The sequence below is a fragment of the Kocuria sp. CPCC 205235 genome, from assembly GCF_040980905.1.
Taxonomy (GTDB): Bacteria; Actinomycetota; Actinomycetes; order Actinomycetales; family Micrococcaceae; genus Kocuria; species Kocuria carniphila.
The window spans coordinates 81343-93611 of sequence record NZ_JAVKPR010000014.1; the positions used below are offsets into that span (position 1 = coordinate 81343).

Annotated in this window: 11 protein-coding genes; all 11 read right to left on the bottom strand. The window is 65.1% G+C overall.

What is annotated here, in order from left to right:
- Position 1: 1 nt before the first annotated feature.
- The 11 genes from coaBC to pyrR all read right to left on the bottom strand — a co-directional run bounded on the left by coaBC (position 2) and on the right by pyrR (position 12077).
- Positions 2-1225 carry a bifunctional phosphopantothenoylcysteine decarboxylase/phosphopantothenate--cysteine ligase CoaBC gene (gene coaBC / locus RF638_RS10785; RefSeq protein ID WP_368842015.1) on the bottom strand — a complete coding sequence of 408 codons (1224 nt, stop codon included), beginning with the start codon at positions 1223-1225 and terminating at the stop codon, positions 2-4.
- Positions 1226-1275: 50 nt separating this feature from the next.
- The gene (gene rpoZ / locus RF638_RS10790; RefSeq protein ID WP_095798010.1) at positions 1276-1719 is read right to left on the bottom strand and encodes a DNA-directed RNA polymerase subunit omega; all 444 of its coding nucleotides are present in this window, start codon (positions 1717-1719) and stop codon (positions 1276-1278) included.
- 80 nt (positions 1720-1799) lie between these two features.
- Entirely contained in the window at positions 1800-2375 is a 576-nt protein-coding gene (gene gmk, locus RF638_RS10795) for a guanylate kinase (RefSeq protein ID WP_259913186.1), read from the bottom strand.
- A 143-nt stretch (positions 2376-2518) separates the two neighbouring features.
- Positions 2519-2833: an integration host factor, actinobacterial type gene (mihF, locus tag RF638_RS10800; protein WP_095798012.1), complete on the bottom strand. Its 315-nt coding sequence runs from the start codon at positions 2831-2833 to the stop codon at positions 2519-2521.
- Positions 2834-3004: 171 nt separating this feature from the next.
- On the bottom strand, positions 3005-3925 hold the full coding sequence (gene pyrF, locus RF638_RS10805; RefSeq protein ID WP_368842016.1) for an orotidine-5'-phosphate decarboxylase: 921 nt from the start codon (positions 3923-3925) through the stop codon (positions 3005-3007).
- A gap of 100 nt (positions 3926-4025) precedes the next feature.
- The gene (gene carB, locus RF638_RS10810; RefSeq protein ID WP_368842014.1) at positions 4026-7346 is read right to left on the bottom strand and encodes a carbamoyl-phosphate synthase large subunit; all 3321 of its coding nucleotides are present in this window, start codon (positions 7344-7346) and stop codon (positions 4026-4028) included.
- Positions 7346-8533, bottom strand: a complete 1188-nt coding sequence (carA, locus tag RF638_RS10815; RefSeq protein WP_368630461.1) for a glutamine-hydrolyzing carbamoyl-phosphate synthase small subunit — start codon at positions 8531-8533, stop codon at positions 7346-7348. Before carA ends, carB begins: the two co-directional genes overlap by 1 nt.
- 58 nt (positions 8534-8591) lie before the next feature.
- Positions 8592-9089, bottom strand: a complete 498-nt coding sequence (locus tag RF638_RS10820) for an ABC transporter permease (protein WP_095798015.1) — start codon at positions 9087-9089, stop codon at positions 8592-8594.
- Positions 9090-9128: 39 nt separating this feature from the next.
- Positions 9129-10439 carry a dihydroorotase gene (locus tag RF638_RS10825; protein WP_129699313.1) on the bottom strand — a complete coding sequence of 437 codons (1311 nt, stop codon included), beginning with the start codon at positions 10437-10439 and terminating at the stop codon, positions 9129-9131.
- Positions 10440-10449: 10 nt separating this feature from the next.
- Positions 10450-11433, bottom strand: coding sequence for an aspartate carbamoyltransferase catalytic subunit (locus RF638_RS10830; protein WP_129699311.1), 984 nt, complete (start codon positions 11431-11433; stop codon positions 10450-10452).
- Positions 11430-12077, bottom strand: a complete 648-nt coding sequence (gene pyrR / locus RF638_RS10835) for a bifunctional pyr operon transcriptional regulator/uracil phosphoribosyltransferase PyrR (RefSeq protein WP_129699309.1) — start codon at positions 12075-12077, stop codon at positions 11430-11432. Before pyrR ends, RF638_RS10830 begins: the two co-directional genes overlap by 4 nt.
- Positions 12078-12269 lie beyond the last annotated feature (192 nt).

The following is a 12269-nucleotide window of genomic DNA, read 5'->3' on the forward strand; positions in this document are numbered from 1 at the left end:
CTCAGACTCCCAGTTCGAGGCCCACACGATCCACGATGAATTGCGCCACCTCGGCCTTGGAGCCGGCGGCGTGAGCGTCCTCGGTGCCGTGCGCAGACAGCACCGTGACCTCGGTCGCGTCCTGGCCGAACACCTTGGACGTACCCACTTCGTTCACGACCAGCAGGTCACAGCCCTTGCGCTGCAGTTTGGCCCGGCCGAAGTCCAGTACGGAGTGCTCGCCGTCACCGGTTTCCGCCGCGAATCCCACGATCAGCTGCTCGCGGCCCGTGTTCTTGCGATCGTCCACGAGGGCGCGCAGGATGTCCGGATTGCGGGTGAGCTCGATGACGGGGTCCGTGCCGTCCTCGGACTTCTTCATCTTGTGCTCCCCAACCGACACGGGTCGATAATCCGCCACGGCAGCCGCCATGATCACGACGTCCGCTTGCTCAGCGGCGTCGCGCGTCGCGTCGTGGAGTTCCAGGGCGGAGGACACGTTCGAGATCTCGACGCCGCTCGGCAGCTCGGTCTCCACATGTCCCGCGATCAGATGCACGGTGGCTCCCGCGTCCCGGGCGGACTCGGCCAGCGCGATCCCCTGTTTGCCCGAAGACCGATTGCCCAGGAAACGCACGGGGTCCAGCGCCTCGCGGGTTCCTCCCGTCGTGATCAGGACTCGACGCCCGGCCAGCGGGCCCGACGACGCCGCTTCGGTGCCGTGCACGAGAACGGCCAGAGCGGCGTCGTAAATTCGCTGGGGCTCGGGAAGCCTGCCCGGCCCGCTGTCCTTACCCGTCAACCGGCCCGTATCCGGGTCGATGACCGTGTGCCCGTGCTCGCGCAGCAGCGCCACGTTGCGTTGGGTTGCGGGGTTGAGCCACATCTCCGTGTGCATGGCCGGGGCCAGCACGACAGGCGCCCGGGAGGCCAGGACCGTAGTCGTCAACAGGTCGTCCGCCAGGCCGTGGGCGATCTTGGCCATCAGGTCCGCGGTGGCCGGTGCGATGACCACCAGGTCCGCTTGCTGCCCCTGGGAGACGTGATTGACGGTGTCCACGCGATCGAACACGGACGTGGAGACCGACTCCCCCGTGAGCGCCTCCCACGTGGGTGCCCCCACGAATTCAAGCGCGGCCGCGGTGGGCATGGGCACCACGTGATGGCCGGCCTCGGTGAACAAGCGCGTCAGCAGTGCAGCCTTATATGCGGCGATACCCCCGCCCACGCCCAGGACCACGCGCAACGGCGCGGTCGATTGGGAGTGAACGGGGGTACCCGAAGCGTGCGGAACCGTCACTTGTCGGTGGGTTCCTCGGTCTCGACGACCTCCTCGACCTCAACGACTTCTTCCGGGGCCACCTCGGCGCTGTCGGAGAACATGGGCGCGGAGGCCTCGTCGGTGCCCTGAGCGAAGAAGTCGCCGCCGAAGACGTCAGCGGACGCTGCTTCCTCGGTCACGAGCTGGCCGTTGGCGGAGAAGCCCGCGTGATCGACCTCGGTGGTCTCGATCAGGTCCTCGTCGATCTCGCGGAACGCGATAGACAGCGGCTTCTCGTTGAGCTGGGTGTCCACGAGCGGACCCACGTACTCGAACAGGCCCTCGTGCAACTGCGAGTAGTACGCGTTGATCTGACGGGCACGCCGAGCACCGAAGATGACCAGCCCGTACTTGGAATCGGTCTTGCCGAGCAACCGGTCGATGGGCGGGTTGACGATGCCTTCGTAATTCGTGCTCACGAGTGAATGACTCCTGTCATGGACTTCTTGGTAATGGGTAGGCTCCTGGCCGTGTGGGCTGGGTGCGTGGTGATCAGCGGTCAGTCCCGCGTCTGGGCGGGCAACCCCATGAGCTCTACAAGTTCAGCGGCGGCGCGTTCCACGCGGTCATTGATCACCGTGTGATCGAATTCTGGTTGCGCCGCAAGCTCTACTTTAGCTGTTTCCAGCCGTCGCTGCTGCTGCTCCGGTGTTTCGGTCCCACGACCGACCAATCGCGCCACCATTTCTTCCCAGCTGGGCGGGGCCAAGAACACGAACTGAGCGGACGGCAGGGTGCGCTTGATTTCACGCGCGCCCTGCAGGTCGATCTCCAACAACACGCTTCTGCCCTGGGCCAACGCTTGGTCCACCTTTTGCCGAGGTGTGCCGTAGCGGTGCGAATTGTGCACCACGGCCCACTCCAACAAATCGTTGTTGGCCACCATGGAATCGAACTCTTCGTCCGAGACGAAGAAGTAGTGCACACCGTCCACCTCACCGGGACGAGCCGCACGCGTGGTGGCCGAAACCGACAACCACACTTGCGGGTAGTGATCGCGGATGTAGGTGGACACGGTGCCCTTGCCGACCGCCGTGGGTCCAGCCAGCACGGTGACGGTGGGTTTGACGGGCACGTGGACCTCCGGAAAAAGAAGTGGCGGAACAGGTGAAAACCTGTTCCGCCACTGTACCAACGGGTCAATCAATGGGATCAAACAGCTGCGTTCACAACAATGTGCCGCTGCTCACCGAATGCTCCGCCGGTGTGGATCTCGACTCACCGGTCAAGGTAGTCGATCAATGCACGTCGCTGGTGCTGCCCCAAACCACGCACCCGACGGGTTCGTGCGATACCGATCTGGTCCATGATGGCCGCCGATCGGACCTTTCCGATTCCGGGGGTGGCTTCGAGCAGATCCGTGACCTTCAGTCGGCTCACGGCTTCATCGCTGTCGCCGCGTTGCAGAACCTCGGCCACGGTCATGGTGCCCTCACGCAGTGCTTTCTTCACCTCCGCCCGCACTGTTCGCGCTGCAGTCGCCTTCTCACGTGCCCGCGCTCTCTCTTCATCTGTCAATGGACGTAATGCCATATGGATCTCTCTCCTCTGGTTGCTCTGCGTGCGCTCCCACACGCCTGCAGTAGCGGATCTGGGGGGTAGCCGCTATCGGAAAAGTACCCGACATTAATAAAGCCGTAAACACCACGAATAGCCCCTGATCAGGGTTTTCTGTGGTGTTTCAGCCTCTTTCAGAGAAGCGATTCATCCATAAAGGGCAGCGCTAAGTTCATCACCGGCTCGCTGCATTGCTGAACGCAATGCGGAAACGTCCGGACCATGGCGTAAGACACCCCGGGATGAATTAGCAAGAACATTCCCGCTGACCTGGCCAAACACCTCGGCCACCGCGTGTGCATCGGCCCCCTGGGCCCCATAACCCGGGGAAAGGATCGGGCCGTTGAAGCCCTGGAGGTTTATCTGCAGTTGTGAGAGGGCATCCGAGACGGTGGCACCAATAACCACTCCGCAACATCCCAGAGTATTATTTTTACCATTTATAACGATTTGGTCACGATTTACCTGTGATGTCCGTTCGTCACGGTTCTCTGTGACGCCCGACACGCTATTTACCGAGGTAGCAGCGGTATTCCGAAGATTTTCGTGCTGTACAGCTTTCAGGATTGTCTTCGCCACCGATTCAGCACCTCCCACGTGCTGAACGCTCGCGCCCTCGGGATTTGATGTCAACGCAAGGACAAAGGTTCCGCGGCCCGTTTCGCGGGCGAGATCCAGGGCCGGCCGCAAAGATTCGAACCCGAGGTACGGACTCAGCGTCACGGAGTCCGCCGCGAGCGGCGAATCATCGGAAAGCCACGCCGTCGCATAGGCGGCCATGGTCGACCCGATGTCACCGCGCTTGGCATCGGCAATGCTCAGGACCCCGGCCTCGCGGGATTCCTTCAGCACACGTTCGAGCACCGCCATGCCGGCCGATCCGAACGCCTCGTACAGCGCCACCTGAGGTTTCAGGGTGGCCGCGTGGCCCTCGGCCGCCTCGACCACGGTCAAGGAGAATTTCTCCAGGCCCGCGACCGAGTACGGCAGTCCCCAAGCGTCCAGCAACGCCGGGTGGGGGTCGATGCCCACGCACAGCGGACCGTGCCTGAGCATGGCCTCGCGCAGTCGTGTCCCGAAAGGCGCACGGGCCGCGGTCGATGCCTCGGGCGACCCGAGCGCGGGTGACGACGCCGCGGCGTCGTCACCCGCTCGATGTGTTCCCTGCTCAGCCACGCGCTTCCCCGGCGAGGACGGCGTCGCGCAGGTTCTTCTCGTGCACCTGCAGGCTGTTGACCGACCACGAGTACTGCCGCTGCGCCGTGATGGCCTGCAGCGCGGCACCGAGCTCGGACACCGTGGTCATGATCGGCACACCGATGGACGTGGCCGCCGCGCGGATCTGGTAGCCGTCGCTGCGTGCCTTCTGCCCGCCGGAAGGCGTGTTGAAGATCAGGTCGATCTTGCCGTCGGTGATCCAGTCCGCCACGGAATCCTCCCCCTCGGGGGCGTCCGTGATCTTGGAGACCACGGTGGATTCGATGCCGTTGCGGCGCAGCACATCGGCGGTGCCGCCCGTGGAGACGATCTCGAAACCGAGGTTCGAGAACATCTTCACGTAGATGACCGCGGAGCGCTTGTCTTTGTTGGCCACCGAGACGAACAGGCGCCCGGAGGTCGGCAACGGCCCGCCCACGGCGGCCTGGGCCTTGGCGAACGCGGTGTCGAAGTACTTGTCGATGCCCATGACCTCACCGGTCGAGCGCATCTCCGGACCCAGCAGCGAATCCACCACGGAACCCTCGGCGGTACGGAAGCGGGCGAAGGGCAGCACGGCCTCCTTCACGGCGACCGGGGTGTTCACCGGGAGGTCCGCGCCGTCGTACTTGGACGGCAGCACGTGCTCGTCCCGCAGCTGGGCGATGGAACGGCCCGTGCCCATGAGTGCGGCGGCCTTGGCCAACTGCACGCCCGTTGCCTTGGAGACGAACGGCACGGTGCGCGAGGCGCGCGGGTTGGCCTCGATCACGTAGAGGATGTTCGATGCCAGGGCGAACTGGATGTTGATCAGTCCGTTGACCCCCACACCGCGGGCGATATCGGCGGTGGCCTCTCGGACACGCTGCACGACCTCGGGACCGAGCGTGACCGGCGGGAGCACGCACGCGGAGTCACCGGAGTGAATACCGGCCTCCTCGATGTGCTCCATCACGCCGCCCACGTACACTTCCTTGCCGTCGAAGAGCGCGTCCACGTCGATCTCGATGGCATCTTCCAGGAACTTGTCGATCAGCGCGGGGCGGTTGGCGCTCACCTCGGTCGCGTTCTCGAGATAACGGCGCAGTGAGTCCTCGTCGTAGACGATTTCCATGCCGCGGCCGCCGAGCACGTACGAGGGACGCACGAGCACCGGGTATCCGATGTCGTTGGCGATCGCACTCGCCTCCTCGAAGGTGGAGGCGGTGCCGTTCTTGGGCTGGCGCAGACCGGCTTGGTGGAGCACGCGGGCGAATTCGCCGCGGTCCTCCGCCAGATCGATGGCCTCGGGGGTGGTCCCCAGAATGGGCACACCCGCGGCCTTCAGATCGGCGGCCAACTTGAGCGGGGTCTGGCCGCCCAACTGCACGAACACACCCATGAGGCCACCGCTGCGGCGTTCGGCCTCCACGATCTCCATGACGTCCTCGAACGTGAGCGGTTCGAAGTACAGGCGAGTGGAGATGTCGTAGTCGGTGGAAACCGTCTCCGGGTTGCAGTTGACCATGACGGTCTCGTACCCGGCCTCACGCAGCACCATGGAGGCGTGCACACACGAGTAGTCGAACTCGATGCCTTGACCGATGCGGTTGGGTCCCGAACCGAGGATCATGATCGACGGCTTGTCGTGCGGGGCGATCTCGTTCTCTTCGTCGTAGCTCGAGTAGTGGTACGGCGTGAACGCCTCGAACTCGGCCGCACACGTGTCCACGGTCTTGAACACCGGACGGATGTCCAGGGCGTGGCGGATACCGCGCACCACGGCCTCGTCCAGGTGCACGAGTTCACCGATCTGCGCGTCGGAGAAGCCGTGGCGCTTGGCCTCGCGCAGCGTCTCGGGGCGCAGATCGCGGTCCTCTCGGATCAGCTCGGCGGTTTCGTTGAGGAGCTGGATCTGGTCCAAGAACCACGGGTCGATCGCGGTCGCGTCGAAAACCTGCTCCACCGTGGCACCGGCCAACAGCGCCTGCTGCACGTTGCGTAAGCGCTCCATGGTGGTCTCCTTGGTGCGTTCCACCAGCCGGGCCACGGTGTTGGGGCCGGCCTCCACCGCGGGCTTGGTGAAGTCGAAGGACGATCCCTTCTGCTCGAGGGAGCGCAATGCCTTCTGCAGCGCCTCGGTGAAGTTACGACCGATGGCCATGGCCTCGCCCACCGACTTCATGGTGGTGGTCAGTGTCGGATCCGCGGCCGGGAACTTCTCGAACGCGAAGCGCGGAACCTTGACGACCACGTAGTCCAGCGTCGGCTCGAAGCTCGCCGGGGTCTTCTGCGTGATGTCGTTGGGGATCTCGTCCAGTGTGTAGCCCAGCGAGAGCTTGGTCGCGATCTTGGCGATCGGGAAGCCCGTGGCCTTGGAGGCCAGCGCGGAGGAACGGGAGACACGCGGGTTCATTTCGATGACCACGATGCGACCGGTGTCCGGCTCCACGGCGAACTGGATGTTACAGCCGCCGGTGTCCACGCCCACCTCGCGGATCACGGCGATCGCGATGTCGCGCATCCGCTGGTATTCCACGTCGGTCAGGGTCAACGCGGGGGCCACGGTGATCGAGTCACCGGTGTGCACGCCCACGGGGTCCACGTTCTCGATCGAGCACACGACCACCACGTTGTCGTTGGCGTCGCGCATCATCTCCAGCTCGTATTCCTTCCATCCGAGGATGGATTCTTCGAGCAGCACCTCGGAGGTGGGCGAGTACTGGATGCCGGCGCCGGCGATACGGTGCAGGTCGGCCTCGTTGTAGGCCATGCCGGAGCCCAGTCCACCCATGGTGAAGGACGGGCGGACCACCATGGGGTAGCCGAGGGTTTCGGCGGCGGCCAGGGCCTCGTCCATGGAGTGGACGATCACCGAGCGGGCGGATTCCGCGCCGCAGCGCTCCACCACGCCCTTGAACGCCTCGCGGTCCTCGCCCAGGTTGATGGCCTCGACGTCCGCGCCGATCAGTTCGACGTCGTACTTGTCCAGCACACCGTTCGCATCCAGTGCCAGCGCGGTATTGAGCGCGGTCTGGCCACCCAGGGTGGGCAGAACGGCGTCGGGACGTTCCTTCTCGATGATCTTCTCGACCACCTCGGGGGTGATCGGTTCCACGTAGGTGGCGTCAGCGAACTCGGGGTCCGTCATGATGGTCGCGGGGTTCGAGTTCACGAGGATCACGCGAATGCCCTCGTCCTTGAGCACGCGCAACGCCTGGGTACCGGAATAGTCGAACTCCGCGGCCTGGCCGATCACGATGGGGCCGGAGCCGATCACCAAAACACTGTTCAAATCTTGCCTGCGGGGCATTAGCGCTGTCCTGCTTCCTGAGTCGCGGTGCCCTGAGCGGCCCGGTCCATCACGTCGATAAAGCGGTCGAAAAGGTAGGCGGCGTCGTGCGGACCCGCGGCGGCCTCGGGGTGGTACTGCACCGAGAAGGCCGGCAGATCCAGGCAACGGATGCCCTCCACCACGTTGTCGTTGAGCCCCACGTGGGATACCTCGGTACGGCCGAAGCGGGATTCGGGTGCGGTCACCGTCTCCCCCACCGGCGCGTCCACGGCGAACCCGTGGTTCTGAGAGGTGATTTCCACCTTGCCCGTGGTCAGGTCCATGACGGGCTGGTTGATGCCGCGGTGGCCGAAGGGCAGCTTGTACGTGCCGAAGCCCAGGGCGCGGCCCAACAGCTGATTGCCGAAACAGATTCCGAAGAACGGGATCTTGGCGTCCAGGACCTCGCGCAGCAGCGCCACCTGGTGATCCGCGGTCGCCGGGTCGCCCGGACCGTTGGAGAAGAACACACCGTCCACGTTGCGGTTCGTGATGTCCTCGAACGTGGTGGTCGCGGGCAGCACGTGCACGCGCACACCGCGCTCCGCGAAACGCTGCGGGGTCATGCCCTTGATGCCCAGGTCTACGGCGGCCAGGTCGTGCTTGACCGGGCCATCCCAGCCGTGATCGGCCGGTTCCACCACGTAGGCCTCGTCGATGCTGACCGACTCGGCCAAGCTCTGACCCTCCATGGTGGGCTGGTCCTTGACGAGCTGGACCAGCTCGGACACGGGCCGAGCGGCGTCGTCGCCGGCGAAAATGCCGGCACGCATTGCGCCCTTGTCGCGCAGGTGACGCGTGAGAGCGCGGGTGTCCACACCCTGCAGACCCACGATGTCCTGGGCGGCGAGCTCGTCGTCCAGGCTGCGCTCGGAGCGCCAGTTGGATGCGCGGCGCGCCGGGTCGCGCACCACGAAACCGTTGACCCAGATCTTGCGGGACTCGGCGTCCTGCTCATTGACGCCGGTGTTGCCGATGTGCGGTGCGGTCTGGATGACGATCTGGCCCGCGTAGGAGGGGTCCGTCAGCGTTTCCTGGTAGCCGGTCATTCCGGTGGCGAACACGGCCTCACCAAAGGTGTTGCCGGGAGCGCCCCAGGAACGGCCGCGGAACACGCGGCCGTCCTCGAGCACCAGGACGGACGGTTGAAGGGGGTGTGAGTTCACGAAGAACTCCTTTCCTTTTCATGAAAAACTGCATGCGCTGGGCGCAACGGAAGCTAATTCAGTGGGCGTTCACGAGGGCCGACGCCGCGTTCTCGAGTTCGCGGGATTCCTCGCCGTTGCGTGCGCGGAAGCCGGTGTCAACCACGGTCTCGCCGAGTTCCCACGTGAACACGACCAGGCCGTCACGTTCAACGAACTTGCCGACCATTCCGGAGGCGGTGGCCACCGAGCGCAGTTGCTCGCGGGGGATGTAGACGTCCTGAGCGCCCTGACGGTTGATCAGCACGCCGTCCTCGGCGACGATCGCCTCAGCGTTGGAGCGCACTCCGAGGCCGTGAATCGCGATCCGCTCGAGCGGCTGGGCCGTGTAGGTGGTCACCACGTACATGCCGTCCGCTCGGGTCACGAGCCGATCCAGCAGGTCAACGGGTGCCTGCGGCAACTGGGGCACGTCCGACTGGCGTCGAATGCGGCCACGCCACCCCCACCACACCAGGGCGAAGAGCACCACCACGATCAGGATCGCGAGGAGCGTGGGGAGAAGCTTGTCAGACATGGACGGGGTTGCCTTTCGTGATACGGGTCGGAGCGGGTCTCAGGAGGACAGCGGCGAGTTGAGCTCTCCGTCCAGGACCACGGGGTGGCCCCGGTAGAAGGTTGCGCTCACGCTGCCCGGAAGCGGCATGCCCTTGTAGGGGCTGTTGCGACCCTTGGACACGTGCGTTTCCGGATTGACCGGGGTCTCCCCCGCCGGATTCCACAGCGTGATGTTGGCGGGAGCGCCGGCCTCGAGTGCGCCACCCTGATCCCGCAGACGCAAGATCTCGGACGGGCGGCGCGAGGTGATCCTGGCCACCGTCGACCAGTCGATCATTCCGGTGTCCACCAGGGTCTTCTGCACAACGGACAGTGCGGTCTCCAGACCGGTCATGCCCATTGCGGCGCAGCTCCACTCGGATTCTTTGTCCTCAATGGTGTGGGGAGCGTGGTCGGTGCCGATCACGTCGATCGTGCCGTCCACCACGGCCTCGCGCAGCGCCATGACGTCCTCATCGGTGCGCAGCGGCGGGTTGACCTTGTAAACCGGGTCGAAGGTGCGCACCAGTTCTTCGGTGAGAAGCAGGTGGTGCGGGGTGACCTCCGCGGTCACGTTGATGCCGCGTTCCTTGGCCCAGCGCACGATCTCCACCGAGCCCTTGGTCGAGAGGTGGCAGATGTGCAACCGGGAGTTCACGTGCTGGGCCAGCAGGACGTCTCGGGCGATGATGGCTTCCTCCGCCACGGCCGGCCAACCGGTCAGCCCGAGTTCCGCCGAGACGACACCCTCGTTCATCTGCGCGCCCTCGGTCAGGCGCGGTTCCTGGGCGTGCTGGGCGACCAGTCCGTCGAAGGACTTCACGTATTCCAGGGCGCGGCGCATGAGTACGGGGTCGTGGACGCACTTGCCGTCATCCGAGAACATCCGCACCTGAGCGCGGGATTCGGCCATGGCACGAATCTCGGACAGCTGTTGGCCCTCCAACCCAACGGTTACGGCGCCCACGGGGTGCACGTCCGCCCAGCCGGCGTCCTGACCGAGCTGCCAGACCTGCTCCACCACACCGGCGGTGTCCGCCACGGGCTTGGAATTCGCCATGGCGAAGACCGCGGTGTAACCGCCCTTGGCCGCGGCGCGGGTTCCGGTGTCGACCGTTTCGGCATCCTCGTGGCCGGGCTGGCGCAAGTGGGTGTGCATGTCCACCAGGCCGGGCAAGGCAATGAGTCCGGTGCCGTCCACCACGGTGACATCGTCCGGGGTCTCCAGGGAGCCGGGCTCGCCCACGGCCTGGATCACGCCGTCCACGATCAGAAGGTCAACGGGGTCCGAGCCCTCGGGGCTCACAGTGCTGATGAGAAAGGAACTCACGATGTCACCTTCAATTGTCGGAGAGGGACGGGGTGCTCTCGTCTCCCGAGAGCAACAGGAACAACACGGCCATGCGCACGGACACACCGTTGGCCACCTGGGCCAGCACGGTGGACCGGGGTGAATCAGCCGCTTCGGACGAGATTTCCAGGCCGCGATTCATGGGTCCCGGGTGCATGATCACGGTGGGCGCATCCATCGCGTCCAGTGCGGCAACACGTTCCGGGGTCAATCCCCACGCACGCGTGTACTCCTGCTCGCTCGGGAAGAACGCGGCGTTCATGCGTTCGCTCTGCAGCCGGAGCATCATCACCGCGTCAGGACGTTGCGCGAGTACCTCGTCCAGGTCGTAGGAGACCTCGCACGGCCAGTGACCCATGCCCACGGGCAACAGCGTGGGGGGTGCCACGAAGGTCACGCGCGCTCCCAGGGTGTTGAGCAGCCACACGTTGGAGCGGGCCACGCGGGAGTGCAGCACATCCCCCACGATCACCACGTGCATACCTTCCAGGTCCATGCCCGTGCTGGGCCGGTCCTCGCGACGCGCGCGCACCCGCCGCAGGGTCATCGCATCCAGTAATGCCTGGGTGGGGTGCTCGTGCTTGCCGTCACCGGCGTTGACCACGGCGGCGTCGATCCAGCCCGACGACGCGAGCTGCTGGGGTGCGCCCGAGGCACCGTGGCGGATGACCACGGCGTCCGCGCTCATGGCCATCAGCGTCTGCGCGGTGTCTTTGAGGGATTCACCCTTGGAGACCGAGGACCCCTTGGCGGAAAAATTGATCACGTCCGCCGAGAGTCGCTTGGCGGCCGTTTCGAAAGAAATGCGGGTGCGGGTGGAGTCCTCGAAGAACAGGTTGACCACGGTGCGACCGCGCAGGGCGGGCAGCTTCTTCACGGAACGTGAGGACACGGAGGCCATTTGATCGGCGGTGTCCAGAATGCTGAGGGCGTCGGCGTAGCTCAGGTCGGCGGTGGTCAGCAGGTGCTTCACGAGGTGACCCCTTTCTCCGCGCGTGCCACGTCAGGATCGGAGGCGACGGGGGCGTCGATGACCACGCAGTCCTCGTGGTTCTCCGCGCGTTCTTCGGGATCCGATTCGCGCAGCAGTACCCGGACCTTTTCCTGCGAAGACGTCGGCAGGTTCTTGCCCACGTGATCGGCACGGATGGGGAGTTCGCGGTGACCGCGGTCGACCAGAACGGCCAGGCGCACGACCTTGGGGCGACCCACGTCCACCAGGGCGTCCAGGGCCGCGCGGATAGTGCGGCCCGAGAACAGGACGTCGTCCACGAGCACCACGGTGCGGCCGTCGATGCCACTGTCCGGGATAATGGTGGGTTGCGGGGTCCGCGCGGGATTCTTGCGCAGATCATCGCGGTACATGGTGATGTCCAACTGTCCGGTGGACGTACGGGCATCGAACGACTCGTCGGTCTGTTCGAGCTTGGCGGCCAAACGCTGGGCCAGTGGATAACCGCGGCGGGCGATGCCCAAAATCACGAGACCTGCGGTGCCCTTGTTGGACTCCAGGATCTCGTGGGCTATCCGGGTCAGGGCCCGGTCTATGTCGGCAGTCGAGAGAATCACGCGCGACGTGGTCGCGGGCAATGATTCGCCGTGTTCGGGCACGCTCACGTGCCGCCTCCTTCCCCGCCTCACTGGACGGACTTAAAGGTTGCGATCTTGATGTGACGCTATCACAGGAGAAAGGCCCCGGATCGCTCTGTACGAGCGGTCCGGGGCCCACGCCGTCAATTGAACTGGTCCCAAGAAGTTGGACTGGCCAAGTAAAAGCTTAGGCCGCTAGGGCCTGGGTCCGGTATTCCA

Excerpts from the sequence above, each read along its gene's own strand:
- mihF (WP_095798012.1), bottom strand. The coding sequence starts at position 2,833 with ATGGCATTACGTCCATTGACAGATGAAGAGAGAGCGCGGGCACGTGAG.
- carB (WP_368842014.1), bottom strand. The coding sequence starts at position 7,346 with ATGCCCCGCAGGCAAGATTTGAACAGTGTTTTGGTGATCGGCTCCGGC.
- RF638_RS10820 (WP_095798015.1), bottom strand. The coding sequence starts at position 9,089 with ATGTCTGACAAGCTTCTCCCCACGCTCCTCGCGATCCTGATCGTGGTG.